The organism is Candidatus Endomicrobium procryptotermitis, from assembly GCA_031279415.1.
In the GTDB taxonomy this organism is placed as follows: Bacteria; Elusimicrobiota; Endomicrobiia; order Endomicrobiales; family Endomicrobiaceae; genus Endomicrobium_B; species Endomicrobium_B procryptotermitis.
Genome location: JAITIP010000018.1, coordinates 176,257 through 196,777, shown reverse-complemented (window position 1 = coordinate 196,777; position 20,521 = coordinate 176,257). Strand labels below are relative to the sequence as shown.

18 protein-coding genes and 1 tRNA gene are annotated in these 20,521 nt (G+C 35.5%); all 19 read right to left on the bottom strand.

Translation table 11 applies throughout. The features are described from left to right. Positions 1–51: 51 nt before the first annotated feature. The 19 genes from LBD46_03765 to LBD46_03675 all read right to left on the bottom strand — a co-directional run bounded on the left by LBD46_03765 (position 52) and on the right by LBD46_03675 (position 20,285). Positions 52–1,008 carry an LPP20 family lipoprotein gene (locus LBD46_03765; GenBank protein ID MDR2426281.1) on the bottom strand — a complete coding sequence of 319 codons (957 nt, stop codon included), beginning with the start codon at positions 1,006–1,008 and terminating at the stop codon, positions 52–54. Beyond that, on the bottom strand, positions 1,005–2,339 hold the full coding sequence (locus LBD46_03760) for a hypothetical protein (GenBank protein ID MDR2426280.1): 1,335 nt from the start codon (positions 2,337–2,339) through the stop codon (positions 1,005–1,007). Before LBD46_03760 ends, LBD46_03765 begins: the two co-directional genes overlap by 4 nt. A gap of 96 nt (positions 2,340–2,435) precedes the next feature. Further along, complete coding sequence (locus tag LBD46_03755; protein ID MDR2426279.1) at positions 2,436–3,041, bottom strand: penicillin-binding protein activator LpoB; 606 nt, start codon at positions 3,039–3,041, stop codon at positions 2,436–2,438. A gap of 15 nt (positions 3,042–3,056) precedes the next feature. Further along, complete coding sequence (tyrS, locus tag LBD46_03750; protein MDR2426278.1) at positions 3,057–4,217, bottom strand: tyrosine--tRNA ligase; 1,161 nt, start codon at positions 4,215–4,217, stop codon at positions 3,057–3,059. Positions 4,218–4,232: 15 nt separating this feature from the next. Further along, complete coding sequence (locus tag LBD46_03745; GenBank protein MDR2426277.1) at positions 4,233–5,195, bottom strand: 6-phosphofructokinase; 963 nt, start codon at positions 5,193–5,195, stop codon at positions 4,233–4,235. A 717-nt stretch (positions 5,196–5,912) separates the two neighbouring features. Beyond that, a complete protein-coding gene (locus LBD46_03740) occupies positions 5,913–7,505 on the bottom strand; it encodes a DUF6056 family protein (GenBank protein ID MDR2426276.1) in 1,593 nt (530 codons plus the stop codon). A 191-nt stretch (positions 7,506–7,696) separates the two neighbouring features. After that, a complete protein-coding gene (locus tag LBD46_03735) occupies positions 7,697–7,939 on the bottom strand; it encodes a hypothetical protein (GenBank protein ID MDR2426275.1) in 243 nt (80 codons plus the stop codon). Positions 7,940–7,966: 27 nt separating this feature from the next. Further along, a complete protein-coding gene (locus tag LBD46_03730; GenBank protein MDR2426274.1) occupies positions 7,967–9,538 on the bottom strand; it encodes an O-antigen ligase family protein in 1,572 nt (523 codons plus the stop codon). A gap of 184 nt (positions 9,539–9,722) precedes the next feature. Beyond that, positions 9,723–10,991: a transcription termination factor Rho gene (rho, locus tag LBD46_03725; protein ID MDR2426273.1), complete on the bottom strand. Its 1,269-nt coding sequence runs from the start codon at positions 10,989–10,991 to the stop codon at positions 9,723–9,725. Positions 10,992–11,177: 186 nt separating this feature from the next. Next, positions 11,178–11,771: a dephospho-CoA kinase gene (coaE, locus tag LBD46_03720; GenBank protein MDR2426272.1), complete on the bottom strand. Its 594-nt coding sequence runs from the start codon at positions 11,769–11,771 to the stop codon at positions 11,178–11,180. Continuing rightward, a complete protein-coding gene (gene polA / locus LBD46_03715) occupies positions 11,768–14,473 on the bottom strand; it encodes a DNA polymerase I (protein MDR2426271.1) in 2,706 nt (901 codons plus the stop codon). The genes coaE and polA overlap by 4 nt, the downstream gene beginning before the upstream one ends. Before the next feature lie 2 nt (positions 14,474–14,475). Further along, positions 14,476–15,390 carry a thioredoxin-disulfide reductase gene (gene trxB, locus LBD46_03710; protein MDR2426270.1) on the bottom strand — a complete coding sequence of 305 codons (915 nt, stop codon included), beginning with the start codon at positions 15,388–15,390 and terminating at the stop codon, positions 14,476–14,478. A gap of 103 nt (positions 15,391–15,493) precedes the next feature. Then, positions 15,494–15,973, bottom strand: coding sequence for a TlpA family protein disulfide reductase (locus LBD46_03705; protein ID MDR2426269.1), 480 nt, complete (start codon positions 15,971–15,973; stop codon positions 15,494–15,496). Next, a complete protein-coding gene (gene trxA / locus LBD46_03700; protein MDR2426268.1) occupies positions 15,963–16,283 on the bottom strand; it encodes a thioredoxin in 321 nt (106 codons plus the stop codon). The genes LBD46_03705 and trxA overlap by 11 nt, the downstream gene beginning before the upstream one ends. A gap of 35 nt (positions 16,284–16,318) precedes the next feature. Further along, a complete protein-coding gene (gene fmt, locus LBD46_03695) occupies positions 16,319–17,260 on the bottom strand; it encodes a methionyl-tRNA formyltransferase (GenBank protein ID MDR2426267.1) in 942 nt (313 codons plus the stop codon). Continuing rightward, positions 17,257–17,766, bottom strand: coding sequence for a peptide deformylase (gene def, locus LBD46_03690; protein ID MDR2426266.1), 510 nt, complete (start codon positions 17,764–17,766; stop codon positions 17,257–17,259). Before def ends, fmt begins: the two co-directional genes overlap by 4 nt. Before the next feature lie 108 nt (positions 17,767–17,874). Beyond that, positions 17,875–17,945: transfer RNA gene (locus LBD46_03685), tRNA-Gly, on the bottom strand. A gap of 111 nt (positions 17,946–18,056) precedes the next feature. Next, positions 18,057–19,481, bottom strand: a complete 1,425-nt coding sequence (locus LBD46_03680; protein MDR2426265.1) for a hypothetical protein — start codon at positions 19,479–19,481, stop codon at positions 18,057–18,059. A gap of 21 nt (positions 19,482–19,502) precedes the next feature. Then, complete coding sequence (locus tag LBD46_03675; protein ID MDR2426264.1) at positions 19,503–20,285, bottom strand: hypothetical protein; 783 nt, start codon at positions 20,283–20,285, stop codon at positions 19,503–19,505. Between the last annotated feature and the right edge of the window lie 236 nt (positions 20,286–20,521).

Below are 20,521 nucleotides of genomic sequence, written 5' to 3'. Positions count from 1 at the left end.
TATATTTTACAGAAAGTGGATAATTATAACATTTTTATTTATAAAATTCTTTCAATTAATATTTTTAAAAAATTCTTCAGCCATCAAGTTCATTTCTTTTTCGGCGGCGGACAATGCTTTTAAGATGGATTCATTTACATCCGCACCCGTTTCATCGCCGGTAGCAGTGTCGGAATAAATCATGGTTTTTTCATTGAAAGCATCGCTTAAAACTAAGTCGGCAATCCAATTGCACGACATATTATCTTTATCAATCGTTTTATCAAGTTGTATTTTGCAGTTTATCACAACCACCGCTTTGCTGCCATCCGGTGGAAACTGCGGCAGTCTGCCAAGAACAGAAATTTGATTTATTTCCATAAATTTTGCTAATTTTGCCGTATTAAAATTTTCCGCGTTTATATAATAGACTATATTTTCAAAAAGCTTTTTTCTATCCATAGCAAGTTTTTCACGTTCAAATGCGCCTACTTCTGTATTTACTATGCTTTCCGACAAAGCTTTTTTCAACATTACTATTGAATCCCTTCTTGCATACAGTTCCAAAAGTTCGTTTACGGCTTTTATCTTCAATGCAACGGAAATGTTTGAAGTTTCATAAACGGCAGTTCTGTACTGAAGAGCTTGTTCTGCGGCGTACAAATCATCCTCAATATCTATGCGCGCCATATTCTTGTCGACCGTTGCAAACACATAATAAATCCTATTTTCTTTATCATTATAAGAGTACCTTTCTTCAAACGCTTTAAGCAAAGTGGCCGGAGAAATGCTTATTTTCACTTTTTCAAAACCTTCAAGAATAAGAGTATCCATAACTTTTTGGATAATATTTTTTTGTGAATCCGCAATGGCTTCTTTTTCGGTTGCTCCTTTTCCAACAGCGGTAAGAAACCGCTCGGTCGGATAGAGCGGACTTTTTCCGCTTTTTATCCATGAAGGAAATTCGGCAGTTAAAACAAAGCACGGAATGCAGATAAGCAAAAAAGATAAAACCATTTTTTTAATCACATTGTAATCCTTAAAACTTTAAATGTTTTTTTGCCGGCTTGAATATTTACCGTAATTTTTTCTGAAGAGAGAATTTCTCCGGAAACTCCCAGAAAATTTATCGTAATTTTATTTTCTCCGGCAGGAAGATATGCTCTTGCCATCAAAATATTTTCGGGAAGAGTGCGCCAGCTGCGTTTGTCAGCCTCTGCCGTCAGAGAATTAAAAATATTAAAACCTGCCTGCGTCAAAGAACCCCAGCCACTGCCTTTAGTATTGTCTTCAACCACTTTTGAAACGCTTTTTCCTATAACGTATTTTACGGCAGCTCTTGCAACCGTTTTTGCAAAAACTTTCGCTATATCATTTTTAAGGCATTTTTCGGCAATTTCCGTAAAATTTTGTGCTTCATAAGCGTGAGTGGATTTCCCTTCAAAAGTTACAAAAAATGATTTTATATCGTTAACAACCCTTTTATATTTTGGAAATACCACTTTTATATAATCTTTGGCAAAAGCCGAAATAACTACGGATTTGGCTTTGTCAAACTCTTCTTTTTCATCGCTGTCAACTTCAACATTGTCAACGTATACCCATGCCTGCGACAAAACAATATCAAATACATCGTCTATCTTTTGCGCAATCACTCCATTATAATCAATAATTATAAGTTCTCCGTGACCTTTCGGCACAAAAACTTCTTTTGCATCAGGAAAGTTTGATTTTATTTCTGCCGCTCTGCCGGGCATTTCCATTATCAGCGCCGTAGTGTAAGCATCATTAATTAAATCCTGTGGCGGAATTATGCAGGCAAGACCGTTTTCATAAGCTTTCAATGCGAGATAATAAGAAACATGAGCATCGTTAAGATAGCCGGCATTTTCATAAACTAAACCCATAAAATATCTTACAAAGCCATCGTCATTATAAAAATTCTTATAATTTTTTTCTACAGCAAAAATTTTAAATAAAACATTTGCCTGTCTTGCTTCAACAGCTGCCTCGTTTTTGTCGGATTCCAATATATAGTTTAAAGCTTCAAAAACGTTTATGTGAATTCTTTCATAGTTTTCGCCGTAATAAGGCATAGCGCTATCATTAAATACTATTGAGGCTGCTCCAATGGCTATGCTTTTTTGGTAATATTCGTTAAATTTATCTTTAGCAGACTCAAAACTTTTTATACTCTCTTTATATTTTTTTGCAAGATGATTGACCATTCCCGAATCAAGATAGTAAAGCAAAATATTTTTTTCACCGTATTTGTCTTTAGATTTATCCACAAATTTCGCCGCAGCCTCATAATCACCAGCTCCGAGTTTTGCTTCTAAGTCCGAATAATATTTTTTCATTTTAGAAACGCACCCGGACGACAATAACACGAAAAATAATACAGGTAAAACCATAAGCGGATGCACTTTCACAGTTTTTAACATTTTTTTATAATATTATTTGTAACTTTTTTTAGCTATCACTTTTTTAATCTGCTTCTGTCCTATCCAAACTTTTTCGTTTGTTTCAATATTTATCATTTCAAGTTCAACCTGATAATATTTCAGTTCGGCACCTTTTTTTTGGTCAGGTATAGTATTTATCTGCCCTTTAATCATAAAATCCGCGCCCGTCTCCTGCCCATGTGCTTTCACGGTGCCGACTCTGGCGTTTCTGGACTGTTCGTCCCTTTCTTCCCTTAATTCGCCCCTCTGGTCTTTTGAAGCAACCATAACGACTTTTCCTGAATTAGTAAGCGCAATTTCCAGATCTTTGATAAAAGTTTCAGTTGTTATGTGTTCGTCGCTTTTATTTACTACAATTCCTACAATAACTCTGGGTTTTTTGTTAAATTTTCTTAAATATTCATCGACCCACGGTCTGTCTATGGCGTCTCTGATCATCTCAGCTGATACTTGGTGAGAGTCTGTATCATTCCAATTTCCGCTGAAATCAATTATTTCATCAGCGGCAACTCTGGTAACCTTTGCTGCGGAACATGCAAATAATCCTCCGGCGAAAATTATCGCTAAAAGATACACAGCAATACGTTTGACTTTCATAAGAGTCTCCTCTATTTATTTTGACGGCATTATTTTTTTAAATTTTCTTTTTCCTGCTTGAATTATAAAGGGCTTTTCCATTTTTATCTCAAAATCCCCGACGACTTTTTGTGAATCTATTTTGATGCCTCCCTGCTCGATAAGCCTTCTAGCTTCATTCTTGCTTGAAACCATAGCGCTTTCTGCAAGCAAATCCGACAATTTTACAACCGAAGCTTTCAGATTGTATTCCTCTATTTCATCGGGAATATCTTTTTTGGCAAAAATTTTTTCAAAGCCTTTGCGAGCGGCAAACGCTGCACTGCTGCCGTAATACCTTTCCGTAATTTCTTCAGCCAAAAACATTTTTGCTTCTTTCGGGTGTATGGATTTCATCTCTTTTAAATTTCTTTGCGTTAAAAGTTCAAAATATTTGTACATAAGCCCATCGGAAATTGACATTATTTTCCCAAACATATCCTGCGGGGAATCATTTAACGCTATATAATTATTGTATGATTTGGACATTTTTTTTACGCCGTCCGTACCTTCAAGCAGCGGCATGGTTATCACAATCTGAGCTTCCTGTCCGTAATCGCGCTGCATGTCTCTTCCTAGAAGCAAGTTGAATTTTTGATCATTGCCTCCGAGTTCAACATCGGCTTTCAATGCAACGGAATCATAAGCCTGCAGCAAAGGATACATAAATTCAACAATGCTTATCGGTTTGTCTTCTTTATATCTTTTATCAAAATCGTCTCTTTCAAGCATTTGCGCAACTGTGTTTTTTGCCGCAAGTTTAAGCAACCCCGTTATCCCAAGCTCTCCCAGCCATTTGCTGTTATATACAACTTCTGTTTTACTTTTGTCCAAAATTTTGAAAACCTGTTCGGTATAAGTTTTAGTATTTTCCGCTATTTGTCCATCCGTCATCATATGACGCGTTTCTGAACGACCCGAAGGGTCGCCGATTTTTGCAGTAAAATCGCCGATTAAAAACACTATTTGATGTCCCAAATCCTGAAAAGTTTTGAGTTTGTTTATTATTACGGTATGTCCTAAATGCAAATCCGGAGCAGTAGGATCCACACCAAGTTTAATCCTGAGTTTTCTTCCGGAAAAAAGTTTTTTTTCAAGTTCTTTTACATCGATAATTTCGTTTGTGCCTCTCTTAATCATTTCCAATGCTTCTTTCATCAGCATCATTTCCTTTTAGATTGATAGATTTCTCAATATTTTTAATTCTTTTTCATTGAACGACTTTTCGCATTTTATCGCGCGAGGAATCGGCATGCAGGAAGCCTTTCCATCAGTCATACCGATAAGCATATTGTATTTCTTTTTATGAAACAAATGTATCGCCATAAAACCGAATTTTGAAGCGAGTATTCTGGTTCTTGCCGTAGGCCGTCCTCCACGCTGAATGTATCCGAGATTGCTGACTCTTACTTCAAGTCCAGTCATTTTCTCAATTTTTTTTGCAAAATCCACTGAAGAGCCGACACCTTCTGCAAAAGCTATGATTTCCGAAGTTTTTCCTCTTTCTTTACCTCTGATAAGCTCATCGGCAAGTTTTTTTATATCATATTTCATTTCTGGCACGACTATGAATTCGCAGCCCGCCGCAATACCCACGTCAAGCGTCAAAAATCCATGTTCTCTTCCCATAACTTCTACGATAAAAATCCTGTCATGACTTGTCGCCGTATCTCTTATTTTGTCTATAGCTTCTACGGCTGTATTCACGGCGGTATCGTAACCTACAGTTTCATCCGTTCCATATATATCATTATCTATTGAAGCCGGAATATTAATAACTTTTATTCCTCGCTTTGACAAAGCGTGCCCAGCTGCAAGAGAACCGTCTCCACCTATAATTATCAATCCGCACAAACCGAGTTCTTTTATGGTTTTTACCGCTCTGTTCATGCCGGTTTTAGTTTTCATCTCAGGACATCTTCCCGTATGCAATATCGTTCCTCCGGAATTTATTATACCACTGACGGAACGCAGAGTGAGAGTTATAAATTCATCATCAAGAAGACCTTTGAATCCTCTTCTTATTCCCACAATCTGATAACCCAGCGAAATGCCATATCTGGTAACGGCTCTTATCGCTGCATTCATTCCAGGTGCATCTCCGCCCGACGTAATAATTCCGACTTTCTCAGCCATATTGTCCTCCTTTTTTAAAAGGTTTCATTTATGTTTATGATTTTACACTTTTATTTGTGTTTGAGCAATATTTAGTTTTTCTCATGAAGGCAGGAACCCAAGTTAAAACTATGAAAAAGTAATACTATATTTATTATTATGAATACACCACAAAGAACTTTATACAGAAGAAGGTTTTGTCTTTAATTTGTCTTTGTCGTACGTTGTTATAAATTGCCGTGCGCTAGCACTTCCCCTCTTGAGAAGGGTGCGCGGCACGGAGTGTCCTTTGCAGTGGGCAATTCACAACGGCAAGCCTTAGCAGGCAATCACAATGCCAACACATTTAAATATGCCTTGTGTAAACCGCCCACTAGGACAAAAAAAGACTACCCCGCAGCTACGTCGCACACATTCATAGAAAAAGAAATAACAAGTTGTTATTTCTTTTTCTATTGCTTCTTTTGTTTTGTTTAGTGAACGCCTGCTTTTTTGTCGACTATCTTCTCCCTCTTTTTCAGTGGGTTGATAACAGTTTTGCTTTTGCAAACAACAGCAGCTATTGCAGCAGGCAGTGTCATTTTTTCCAAAAGGAATAAATTTTGATACTATATCGCAAGATGAAATTGCAAATGCCTTGATTATTTCACACCACAGGAGATTTTTAATTCTACTGTCGTATTAACAACTTGAAGTCGTCTTCAGCTTATATAAAAGAAATTCTTTTTTATAAGCGGACTATTTATTCTCCGATATATTGTCATACTTATTTTTAATTTTAGCATAATGAATTTTGTAATCCGAACGTTCAGGACGAATTTCAATGAGTCTTTCTGCATATCCCAAAGCTTTGCCATATTCACCTTTCAAAAAATATATTTCACTCATATTATTTAAAGCGGACTCATGTTTGGGAAAGAGTTCAATAAGTTGCTCAAAAAGTTCAATCGCTCTGTCATAACGGCCTTCAAGCGAAAAGACATATCCGGCCATTTCGTAATAAACGCTGCTATAAGTTCCGTCTTTGCTTGTTACTTTAGCAAGTTCTCGTCTAGCTTCTTCATATTTTCCGTTTTCCGCATAGTACTGTGCCATTTTACATCTCAACATATTGGACTGCGGCTGTTCGCTTATTGCATGTGAAATATAAATATATTTATTTTGGAATTTCTTCACATGAATACAAGACGACCATGTAAATAGACTTATAAATATAAAAAGCAAAAAAATAACGTATTTTCCAGCAGGCTTGAATTTTTCTGACGCAGAACTAAAAAATTCTATAAACATGATTATAAATCCCGTTGATATTACATATAGTCTATGAGGCAGAAATGAAATTATACGTTCTGATGCCATAAAAGAGGGCATTAAAAATACTAAGCACCAAAACGCACCGAACAAAATGACTTTTTTTCTTCCTATATTAAAAAATAAAGAAGCCATCAGTGGAACAAATGCCATTAAACTTGAAAAAAATGTCAAAAAATTCAAATCTATATTATCTGGAAAAAGATATATGCGGTAAGGAATAACAAGATATTCACAATAAATCAGAATAGATTTTATTGTCTTTAAAAAATCGAAAGTAATTTCCGCGGCATTGCCCGTCAAAACATAAATTCTCAATCCTATATAAGCGCAAAAAATCAGAGCAGAGGCCGTAAAAACAACAATATAATCCTTTTTACGGATATTTTTACAAAATAAAAACATAAATACAGGCATAACCGCAACCATTGTGCTTGCACTCTCTTTCGTAAATACAGCAAGAGCAAACAAAAAAAGCGCCATAAATATTTTTACGGTGTTTTTCTTTTCCTTATTAAAATAGTCAAATAAGAAAATTAATGAAAGCAGAACGAAGACGGTAAGCAATAAATCGTTTCTTCCGGGAATCCATGCAACTGCATGAGCAAACGCCGGATGCACTGCAAAGATCGACGTAAAAAGAAAAACTAGCATTTCATTGAATTCAAGTTTTCTCAAAAAAACAAAAATCAAAAAAACTGCGGAAATATGAAGCAGCAATCCAGTAAGATGGTACATAAAAGGATTTTTGCCAGCAATCATAGAGTCTATGGAAAATGACAGGGTTAAAATGGGCCTATAGAAAGAATTATCGCCCGTATAAAACGCACCTTTGAGAAAAAATTTTGGAATATTTTTATAATTCGAAATAAAATCATGATTGAGAATAACAAGAACATCATCATCAAAGTAAGTGTAATCATATTTTAAGCTGCGAAAATACACTATCGCTATCAATGCCAATAAAAAACAAAAGAAAAAGGCCTTTTTATATTTTCTCATTAAATTTAAGGCTTGCATTTTGACTCACGTCTCCTTTTATGTATTTTCAGACACATAATACTGCACTTTAGCGTTTTACAAGCATTTTCGGTGGAATTCCGGTTTTATCAAAATATCCGTACCCTTCGGAAAGTTCTTTCCAAGAAGAAATATTAGAGCTGTTTTTATGCCTTTCAAAATTTTCATCGGGACTTTTTTGATACCCAATTTTAGTTTTCGTACCAAGTCCTCCCGAATAATACGGGATATTCTTTCAAAAGAGAATATTGTCGTCCATCATTGACCCACACTTCCAAAATATATTCTTCCTTTAATATCCTTACAAAAACATCTGCACCAAACTTTAATTTTTTATTTCGAAACTCTTTTTCCAGTATTGGCATTATTCTTGCAACAGTCTTTTTAACTCTCAAACTGAAAGGAATTTGAGCAAATGCATTGCTGTTAAACATAAATATCACTAATAAAAGCCGTTATCTTCAATGAATAATCTCGTAATTGGGATTAAATTTATCGCATTTAAGCGCCGCTTCGGAGTATTTTTGCGCATTTTGCATATCCGCAGACAATCTATAAAGATTTGCAAGTCCAGATTTTATCTGCGCGGAATGAGTATATAATTTTTCGGACTGCGATTCAAAATTTATAGTATCCTGCAAATAATGTTTTTCCATCTGTGAACTCAAAATATAAAGCCCAAAACTGCAATCTGCCGCCTGATGGAGATATTCTGGATTTTTACCATCATACTTTACAGCTTTCAGATATTGTTCCCGTGCTTTTTTATAATCTTTTTTTGACGCATATCTCTGTCCATTTTTATAATATTGTTCCGCAACGGCAAAAGGAACAACCGTATAAATTGCAAACAATACAACTGCAGCAACCACGGCCGAAAATGCAAAACTCTTTTTTCTCCTTTCAGTTTCACAATGGCATAAAAACCCGCAAAGGACAAAAAATGTCGTTAAACAGGCGGGAATATAAAAGCTGTACTCCATGATATTGAAAATAAGAAAAATTATAATACTTGCCACAACGGATTTCATGTAAATTAAATCCGCATTCTTATTTTTAAATGAAATCACGGCATTCTTTCCCATAATATAAAAAACTACAGCAAAAGATATTATTCCAAATATGCCTGTTTCGGCAAGAAGCTGCAAAAATATATTGTGCGCAAACAAAGTGTTCAAAACAGGTTCCGGCCTGTAATATAAAAACAACGCACCGTAATTTCCGAACCCCACACCAAAAAGTGCATTTTCTTTAAACATAAACAAAGCTGTTTTCCACCATATAAATCTTTCGGATAAGCTCTGTAATCCAGTTTTTGTATAAAAAGCATAAACAATGCCTGCAATTAAAATACATGAAACTGCTATAAAAAAAATATGGAAGTAGTTGTTTTTCCTGATTATTAAAAAATAAAATACGGTCACAGCATAAGCAAGAACTACTGCCGTTCTTGAATGAGTAACCGCTATTGCAAAAAAAATTATTAAAGACACGGATAGAAAAAAAACAGGATACTTATTTTTTTCCGTAAACCCTAAAGCCAAAGTATAAACAACAAGCAGGAACCCGGAGATAATATTGATATTAAGAAATGCGGACTGTTCAATATTATTTCCTGTAAAAATTTGAATAAATAAAAGAAAAGAAACCCACAAACCTAAAAATAAAAGAGAGAGGAGAACGTTTTCCTTATTTCTGTTATCCGCATAAAGCATTATAAAAAAAGCTATTACCGCATTTAAAAAACCCAAAGACACATTTCTGACATTTACCTGAAAATCCGCACCAAGATAAGATAAAAATATGGCGGTCAAAAGAAGAGACATAAAAATAAATATATTATTATTTTTTAATTTTTTTTTTATAAATATAAAGGCAAAACAGGTAATAAGAATAATAAATAAAACCGATTGGAATGTAACGGAAAAAACAAATCCACCACAAACGGATAAAGATAAAACAGCCAGCAAACAGTAAAAAGGAAAATCATTTTTTTTAATTCTTTCCGATATATTCCAAAATGCCGGCGGCATTCTAAACCTCTGAGGTATAAGTATATAAATTATATTGTTTTAGCATTTTTGAGATTTAATCTAGTCATCACCGCTCTATCAATTTTCTTATATTTTCCATTCTATTCCATATATCTTCTTTGTCGTTTTTGTCTTTGAAACTATTAAATTGTGCTGCTCTTCGCTAATACCTTTTTTGAACATTTCATAATCCTTCAAGACTTGACAACTCCATTTGCTTAAGGAAATCTTTATTTGATTTTGAAGTAAGCATTCTCTTCGTAAGCTCTTCCATTACTTCTATAGAATTCATTGAGCTCATCCACTTTCTCAATATCCACATTTTATTTTTTTCATCTTCATTCAACAGCAGTTCTTCTTTTCTTGTGCCGGAACGCAGTAAATCTATGGCAGGAAACACTCTTCTGTCGGCAAGTTTTCTGTCAAGATAAATTTCACAGTTGCCGGTTCCTTTAAATTCTTCAAAAATAACATCGTCCATTCTGCTGCCGGTTTCAACCAAAGCTGTTCCTATTATTGTCAGACTTCCGCCTTCTTCGATATTTCGCGCCGCTCCAAAAAATCTTTTGGGTCTCTGTAAAGCGTTCGAATCAAGTCCTCCGGAAAGAACTCTTCCACTTGACGGAATTGCAGTATTATACGCCCTTGCCAATCTCGTTATGGAATCGAGAAGAACTACAACGTTTTTGCCGTTTTCAACCATTCTTTTAGCTTTTTCAATTACCATTTCAGCAACTTGAATATGTCTGTCCGAAGGTTCGTCAAATGTCGAAGATATGACTTCTCCATTGACGGAACGCTGCATGTCCGTAACTTCTTCCGGTCTTTCATCTATAAGAAGAACCATAAGAATTATATCTGGATTATTTTCGGTTATGGCATTCGCAATTTTCTGAAGCAAAACGGTTTTTCCAGTTCTCGGCGCGGCGTTTATTAAAACTCTTTGACCTTTACCTATCGGAACAAGCATATCTATTACACGCGTTGAGACTTCTTCTTTTTTCGTTTCCATAACTATTTTTTCATTAGGATATAGAGGAGTTAAATTATCAAAGAGAGAACGCTCTCTTATATTTTCAAGATTTTCCTGACCGTTGATAGATTTTACCTGCAACAATGCAAAAAAACGCTCTTGTTCTTTCGGTGGACGAACATATCCGGCAACCGTATCACCTTTTCTTAAAGCAAACTTTTTTATCTGTGAAGGAGATATGTATATATCGTCCGGGCCCGGAAGATAATTATAATCAGGAGAACGTAAAAAACCGAATCCATCGGGAAGAATTTCAAGAACTCCTTCATCGTAAACCAGACTATTTTCTTTTGTCTGGGCTTCCAGTATTTTCGCAATAAGCTCTTGTTTTCTTAAGCCGGCTACCGAGTCAAGCTTAAGTTCTTTTGCAAGCTTTGTAAGTTCTGCCATTGTTCTTTTAGACAAAACCGATACGTCCATGGATTTCTCTTTTTCCATTAACTCCTCCAGAGTTTCATGTTGATAGCTATAATTATAATATTGGTTATGGTGAATATTTTTTGGGAAAGCATAAAGAAGCGGAAATGACAATTCTTGATTTATTTAATTTTCCTATGGGTTATTTTAATGATTTTCAGTGAATGTTATAAGATGACAAATTATATATCATTTTATTCTGGTTGTCAATAACAAATACAGCTCCTTTATTTTTCTGCCCAATGCCGCTTTTGAACCCGTATTGTCAACGACATAATCCGCTAATCCTGTTTTTTTCTCTATCGACATTTGGGAGTCTATTCTTTTCTTTACCTGTTCTTCGTTTAACCTGTCACGACTGGCAAGCCTTTTTGACTGCACGTCATAAGGAGCCCAAATTACGATTATCTTGTCGCATATTCTGTCTAGTCCGACTTCAAAAAGAAGAGGTGCGTCTATTACTATATTGCGCCTTTTATATTTTTTTGCGATTATTTTATTAATGCATGAAATTATGTACGCATGCAAAATTTTTTCGACCCTAAGTTTCGACTCTGGATTGGTAAAAATTATTTCGGCAAGTTTTTTTCTGTTTAAAGCGCCATCTTTGCGCAATATGTTTTTGCTGAAATATTTTACAAGTTCATCAAGGGCGGGCATCCCTTTTGCCGTAAGCTCATGAGAAATCTCATCGGCGTCTATTATGTAGGCGCCCATTTTTTTAAAATGTTTCGCACTCTCACTTTTTCCCATGGCTATGCCACCCGTAAGTCCTATTATCATTTCTTCATCTCTCCCCAGTTTTTTCCAATTTTAACATCTACAACCAGTGGAACGGAAAGATTTACCGCATTTTCCATTTTATTTTTGATTATTTTTATCATAATGTCTTTTTCATCTTGCGGAACTTCGAATAACAAATCGTCATGAACCTGCAAAAGCATCAGAGAATGCAGTTTGTTCACTTTTATTTCATTATATATGTTTATCATCGCTATTTTAATAATATCCGCCGAAGTTCCCTGAATCGGAGTATTCATCGCCATTCTTTCCCCTGCGGCTCTTATCTGTACATTTGAAGATTTAAGCTCTGGCATATATCTGACTCTGCCGGTAATTGTGGAAACATAGCCATTTTCCGTGGCATCTTCAACAATTTTCTCCATCCATTTCTTTACGCCGCCATATCTGACAAAGTATCCATCGATATACTCCTTTGCTTTTGCAAATGCGATATTAAGCTGTTTTGACAGCCCAAAAGGAGACATTCCGTACACTATTCCAAAATTTATAGACTTTGCAGCGCTTCTTAAATTGTCACTCAGAGGCTGTCCGTCCGCTATGTTAAAAACTTCTCTGGCCGTAGCGGCGTGAATGTCGTATCCGCGCTTAAAAGCCTCTATCAGTTTTTTATCTGCTGATATATGAGCCAAAACGCGCAGATCTATCTGCGAATAATCAGCAGAAATGAATATTTTATTTCTCTCCGGGACAAAAACTTTTCTGAACTCTCTGCCGTATTCAGATTTAATCGGAATATTTTGCAAATTGGGCTCCGTAGAAGACAATCTTCCGGTAGTCGTAACCGCTTGATTAAATATCGTATGAATTCTGCCGCCGTAATACAGGCAGTACTCTCTTATCGGATCTATATAAGTGCTCTTAAGTTTCTGCAATTCCCTGAACTTTAAAATTTCCGACGCAAACTCATAAGAAGAAAGCTCATTTAAAACTTCTTCATCGGTAGAATAGCCGGTTTTAGTCTTTTTTATAACCGGAAGATTAAGTTTTTCAAACATTACGGCAGACAACTGTTTTGGAGAATTAATATTGAATTCTTCTCCGGAAATTTTGTAAATATTGTTTTCTATATTTTTAACCTCACAGGACGTTTTTTTATCCAATCCGCCCAGAAATTCTGTATCAACTTTAATGCCGGCAATCTCCATCTCCGAGAGAATTTTAAGAAGCGGCATTTCAATATTATAAAAAAGCTCTGATATTTTTTTATCTTTTATCTCTCTTTCAAATAATTTAAAAATACGATACGCGCAAAAAGAAATCGAATTCGCGTAATGGGCAGTTTGTTCTATCGAGGAATCTGCAGGCAGGATTTTTTTAGAAGCTTTTCTGAGATAGCTGTCATCTCCTGCTTCCGAATTTAGATATTCTTTTGACATCGACAACATGTCATGGGGTTTAGCGGGATTTAAACAATATGAGGCCAGCATTATGTCAAAATATATGCCATGCATTTCAATGCCGTTTAATGCATATATATTTCTTTCATGTTTTAAATCATGACCTGTTTTCTTTACTTTTTCAGAAGATAAAACATGAGAAAAAATCTTCTTAAATTCGTCAATGCCGATTTGTTCGGATATAAAATCATTATGACATACTGGAATGTAAAAAACTTTATTTTTAATACACACCGATACACCGACAATCTGCGCTTTTAAAGAATCGGCAGACGAGCCTACGGTCTTTAACGCAAAAATTCCGCTTTCTTCTATTTCTTTGGCTACTTCTGCGGCTCTCCGGGAAGATGTAACTGTTTCCGTCTGTATATCTCCGTATTCGTCTTCGCGAATTTCCTCTTTTTTTGCCGACAGCTCTTTTTCTCCAGTTTTACCACAAAACTTATCTATAAGACTGTTAAATTCGTATTTTTTAAAAAAAGACAAGGCTTTGCTTAAATCCAGTTCCTTATTTGCATAAGCCTCCTCGCTTTTGTTACTTACAATTCCAATGTCTCCAGTAAGTTCCACCAATTTTTTGCTTTTTATCGCGTCTTCTTTTCCCTGATCCAAGAGTTTTCCCATATTTCCTTTAATGGATTTCACATTTTTTAAAACGTTTTCTAGAGTGCCGTACTCTTTTATAAGTTTAACAGCAGTTTTTTCACCTATTCCCTTAACTCCTGCCACATTATCGGAAGCATCTCCCATCAAAGCAAATACGTCGGCAAGCTGTTTAGGTCTTACTCCAAATTTTTCTTCGACTTTTTCTTCATCAAACTTTATATCTTTTGAATCGTTCCACACGAGAATATAATCGTTTTCTACCAGCTGCAAAATATCTTTGTCTCCCGTAACTATTACCGTTTCTATTTTTTCTTTTTTATTGTTTTTTGCTATTGCCGCTATTAAATCATCGGCCTCATAGCCTTTCTCTTCAATCTCTACAATATTTAAAGCTTTCACCGCTTCTCTGGCAATCGGCATTTGACTTATTAGAGCTTCATCTAAAGGTTTTCTGTGAGCTTTATATTCGGGAAATATATCATGCCTGAAATTTTTCGCAGGATAATCGAAACAGACGGCGATATAATCGGGCTTAAAAGTATTTTTTATTTTTAATAAAAGCTTTATAAAACCGTAAACTGCATTTACCTGTTGATTATACGACGTGGAAAGAGGCGGCAGAGCGTGATAAGCTCTATGTATGTACGCGTTGCCATCAATTATGTAGAATTTTTTCATTGTTATTTTAAGAACTTTTCAATATAATACTGAGCCGAAATTGCGGCTTGAGCTCCATCGGAAGCTGCCGTAACAATCTGCCTAAGATCTTTTTTTCTTATATCACCACAGGCAAAAACCCCTTTAATTGAAGTTTTCATATTATCGTCGGTAATAATATAACCGAACTCGTCCAGCGTCATATACGATATAAAGCCGGTGTTAGGAATTAAACCTATAAAAACAAAAACACCTTGAACTTTTAATATTCGAATTTCTTCTGTCTTCATGTTTTTCAACTTCACTCCTTCTACGGCATCCGTTCCTATTATTTCCTGAGGAATAGTATTATACATTATCGAAATATTTGGATAAGTCAGAATTCGCTCTCGCAGAATCTTTGCTGCCCTGAACGCGTCTCTCCTGTGAACAATGGTAACGTTTTTAGCAAATTTTGCAAGATAAATAGCTTCTTGCAAAGCCGAATCTCCACCGCCTACCACCAGAATGTCTTTATCTCTAAAAAAAGGCGCGTCGCACGTAGCACAAAAAGATATTCCGCTGCCGATAAATTTCTCTTCTCCACTAATGTCGAGTCTTTTAACGTTTGTCCCTGCGGCAATAATTACGGTTCTTGCGCTGTATTTGTCGTTGACAGTAATAACATGCTTAATATCGCCGTTAAGTTCCAATTCCAGCACTTCATCATAAATTATTTCTGTTCCAAACTCTTTTGCCTGCGCTTCAAATTTCATAGCCAGTTCAAATCCATTTATTCCGTTAAATCCAGGATAATTCTCAAGCAAATCCGTAATTGCCATTTGACCACCACAGCCGGCTTTTTCTATAAGCAAAGTCGAAAGCCCTGCTCTTGAAGCATAAACGGCGGCAGTCAAACCTGACGGACCACCGCCTATAATGATAACATCATATAACATTTATATATCCCGTTTGTAAATTAAGAGAAATTTTATATTTTTCAATTTCAATATCTGTAAACTGTTTTAAAAAACTGATTCTTTTACAGGCAGTCTTGCTTTTCTATTTCAACAATTTTTCTATTTCTTCATACCATTCTTTCTCTAAATTTTTTCTATAACCGCTATATTTTTTTACGATTTCTCCGTTTTTATTTATTATAAAAAAAGCGGGTATTCCAGTTATTTTATACTTTTGTATCACCGAATTGTTTGAATACAAATTCGGATAATCGATTCCCATATTGTTCATAAAACTCGCAACGGTTTTTGCATCCTCTCCGCTGTTAATTCCCAGAACTACAACATCTTGATTTGCCGACATCTTTTTATGCAGATATTTTACCGCCGGCACTGAAGATATGCAGGGAGGACACCAGCTTGCCCAAAAATCAATAAAAACGACCTTACCTTTATAGTCTGACAGAGTAACGGCTTTACCATTTGTATCCTGAAGAGTAAAATCTGGAGCTTGCTGCGCATATGCGTAAACTACAGTAAACATCAAAAAAGCAAAAAATAAAAATATTTTTTTATATTGCATTATCAATTACCTTTTTTATATCATTTTTAGGCCTAAAACCTATTATTTTTTGAACAGCAGAACCGCCTTTAAACAAAATTATGCACGGAATTGAAGCTATCTGGTATTTCGAAGCTATGTTCATATTTTCATCCGTATTAAGCTTACATATCTTTGCTCTGCCTTCGTATTCTTTTGCAAGCTCTTCTATAATGGGAGAAAGCATTTTGCACGGACCGCACCACGGCGCCCAAAAATCAACTACTACAAGCTCATCTGACTCTAGTACTTCTTTTGAAAAATTTGTTTCGGTAAGATTTATTTCCGACATATTATGCCTCCGTTTAATTTACATTAAAACCCTCACTAGCTTAACCCGTCCCCTTTTGCAAGCTGCCTGCCGTAAATAAAAGCCCACGCGTCCATAACGGGTTTATTTTCCGGTTGAACTTTGGTTACCAAAAGCTTGCCTTTTGCGCATGATACGCTAAAACCTTTATTTTTTTCTATCGAATATACATATCCATAATCTTCATTTATCGTGTTTTTCTCAAGGATTTCCGCTTTGATTATTTTTATGCGACTACCCTCAAGTTTTCCTTTTGAAACTATTGAAAATCCGCACGGCCACGGATAAAACGCCCTTATTTTATTATATATACTTTTTACATCGCAATTCCAATTTATCAAACCATCTCCTTTTTTAATAGCTGGCGCATATGAAGACTCTCCTTGCTGAGGAAGAGCTTTAACATTTTCCGATTCCAAAATCTTTAAAGTATCGTTCATCGCTGCAATTCCTAGTGGAATAAGCTTATTAAAAAGAGTTTCCGACGTATCGTCTATGTTGATTGAACACTTTTTACATATTATTATATCGCCAGTATCGAGAGTTTTTTCAAGATAAAAAGAAGATACGCCCGTTTCCGTTTCTCCGTTTAAAATCGCGTACTGTACAGGAGCTGCTCCCCTGTATTTCGGCAAAAGCGAAAAATGAATATTAAAAGTTTTGTATTTCGGACAGGAAAATACGGACTCGGGAATCAGTTTTCCATACGCGACCGCGGCGCCCACGTCGGCATTAAAATTTTTCACAATCTCAACAACTTCAGAAGTAAATTTCAACGGCTGAATGCATTGTATGCCGTGCTGTGAGGCAAATATTTTTACCGTGGGAACAGTCAGTTTTTGTCCCCTTGCAGCCGGTTTATCAGGCATCGTAACGCAAAGTATTTCATGCTTATTGTTATGCAGACTTTCCAAAAATGCTGCCGAAATTGAAGCCGTGCCAAAAAATAATATTTTCACCATAAACCTGCTTTTTTAATGCGTTTAATTTCTCTTTCCATTATTTTTCTCTTAAAATCCGGCAAGTAATCTATGAAAAGTTTTCCGTAAAGATGATCTATTTCATGCTGAACGGCCTTTGCTAAAAAGCCTTCAGATTTAATTCTGAGCCTCTTGCCGTCTAAGTCCATATATTCGACGGTAACTCTTTCAAATCTTTTAACTTTTTCATACAAACCGGGAAAAGACAAACAGCCTTCTTCTGCAAGAATTTTATTTTCACCTTCAATAATTTCCGGGTTTATCATAGCCAAAGGAGCGCTTTTACCGTCGGGATGCACGTCTATAACGCAGATTCTCAACAAAATTCCTATCTGCGAAGCCGCAAGCCCCACTCCTGGCGCGGCATACATGGTCTCAAACATGTCCGAAATAAGTTTTTTTATTTCTTCGTTTATTTCGACTACGCTTTCCGTCTTTTTTCTCAAAATTTTATCGCCGTATTTGTATATTTCAAGTTTTGCCATTTCTTCCTCTAAGCATATATATGGGAACTGCTTATCGATACTAGACTTTGAGGTTTACAATTTTAGTGGAAATTTAAATAAGCCTATCGGAAAAATTCAGAATAAAAAAGCGGGCGATGGGAATCGAACCCACATCTAAAGCTTGGGAAGCTTTCATTCTGCCACTAAACTACGCCCGCACAATGGTCAAAGTATCAACAGCGGTAATTTTACTAATTTTAAGCCAAACTTTCAATTTTATGCGACAATAACTGCATCGGTAAAATCGGAGATGAACGAAAGTAATGTTTTTATTTAATCTCCATTATTTCCGCGGCTTTGCTGATTATTTCTTTTGCATCTTTAGGTATTTCAGCAGGCTTAATATCTTCTAAATTTTCTTTTTCTGATTCTGCGCTAGAAATTTCATTTATGTCGGAATCATCCTCTATTTTTTCATCTGAACTTTCAGTTTTTGATTTTTCTTTTTCATAAGATTTTCCATAAGCTCTTCCTTTATTTTCTCCTATTTTTACTGAGAAAAGAATTCTGTGGAACCATGAAGGCTGCTGTCCTGCGTACCTGCCTTCTTCTTCTCCATAAAATGCATATTCAAGCTGAACGACATTTGTAGCAACAGCTGCTCCGACGGTAGGGTATCCGGAGTTAAAACCGGCTCTTAGAGCAAAGGGAGCGAGTTTATATTCCACACCAAAGTGAAGTTTTTTCCAAAAGGAGTCTGTCAGAGTTTCATCGCCGTTTGCTATATCCGTCAAATCGGCGGCAAAAGTAAATCTTTTATCTGTTTCAAAATATTTTCCCGACCAATAATAAATTCTGTCCGGGAAATACGCAACGCCTATGTTCCATTCGGGACGTATCCCAGCGGTATATGCAGATTTCGACTTAACGGGATTGTCGTCATCTTCATATTTATCGTATTCTATATTCGTATAAAAAGCGTCGGTAAGCTGCATACCGAAATTCCATCTCGGATTTAAGTGATAAATTAATCCGAAATCAACTCCATAACCGCTGCCTATCTGATACGGAATGCTCATATCTTCAAACTCAACAACCGACATATTTGACTCGGAAGCTCTGCCTCTGTATATATATTTAAAACTTGTACCGATGGATAATTTTCCAGGCATCTTTAAAGCCTTTAAAGAATCAATTCTATAAGAAATCGGTATGGCCGCCACAGCCGTAACTTCAGCAAGATATGAAAAATTCGGAACTATCATGCTTTGATTAAATTTAAAATTTGCATTGAACAAGGTAAACAATCCAGCACCCCACGACAAATAATTATCAGAAATCATTATAGGTTTTGAAATATAAGCAAAATTGGGAAGAGAAAAAAGTACATTCGGAGAAAGATCTATCATCTGATCGTTAATTTTTTTTAACAATTCCGATTGATCTTCTGAATTGAGAGAATCAAAATCCTCTAGATCGCTTTTATTGTCATTTAAAAAATTCGCAAAATCAAAAATTGCCGTATTAACCGAAAAATCTATGCCAAATATCTGCAACAGACTTCCTTTCCTATACATTATGCCTGCCGGGTTATAAAAAAAAGCATTTTCATCATCTGCTACAGCCGTAAACGCTCCGCCCATACTCATCGGACGAATTCCTTTTATCAAAGCCTGGCTGTCTTCAAAAGCGAAAACGCTGCCGGAAGCAAAAAGAAAAAGCACTGACAAGAGACAAAGTAGACATTTTTTCATATTTTTATTCCTTAATAGTAGTTAAAAATTAACTGTATATCCTTTATTTATTAAACCTTCTCTAATATTCATATTATTTTTTCGGACATCTTCTATAAGGGAAGTATCTATTCCGTAATCCGAAGAAATTCTTTCTACACATTTGTACGCTTTTTCTACATAGGCAATCAGTTCGGAAATTGCATTTCTCACTGCTGGGCTGGCACTTTGATCATTATAATCTGGAATAGAATCAATTTCAAAATTATTATCAAATATAATTGCATTTTTGATATCAGGGTCAGGGCTATTTATTATTTGTAATACACCGTAAAGCAGATAGGAAACGGCGGCATTTAAATTCTTATCAACCATACCTTCTTTATATGAAATATCGCCGTCATCAACCACTTTTGAAAGCAGATCGTTATTTTTACCGACAACTTTTTCTAGAGCATCTTCCAAATTTGTTAATTTGTTACGATCTAAATTCTCAAAAAGCTTTCCCCCTGACTCTTCGTTAATTATAGTATTAACGATATCGGTAAATATTGGATTTACCGCATCCGCAAAAACAGCCGAACAATAACCGTAAATTGCTTCCTTATCATCTGGTTTTTTATTCATGGCGCCATAATAATATTTTTCGGCATCTTTATAATTTTTATCTTTCATGGCGGCATCGCCATCCGACATCAATGAAGCATAATCGCCGCTGCCGGAATTGTGCGCCCAAGAAAAAATATTACCATTGCCACATCCGTAAAGAAATACAGAAGCAAAAACAAACCAGCAAAAAATAAAAATCAATTTCTTTTTTTTCATTTTATTTCCTCTTTATCTTATAAATGGGAATGAAATCCTGCATAGAATGTCTCAATATATTATAATTTTTTTAAAATCATAAGACTTTTTTCTATTATATCAAACAAAAGCGGTCTTGTGTATAAGAATATTTTGTTCTACAGAAAGAAACATGCAGCCTATCAAGATTAAAAAAGATATATCTCTTCCTCAATATTTAACATCTTAAATACAATTTTTACTATTTAAGGATTTTA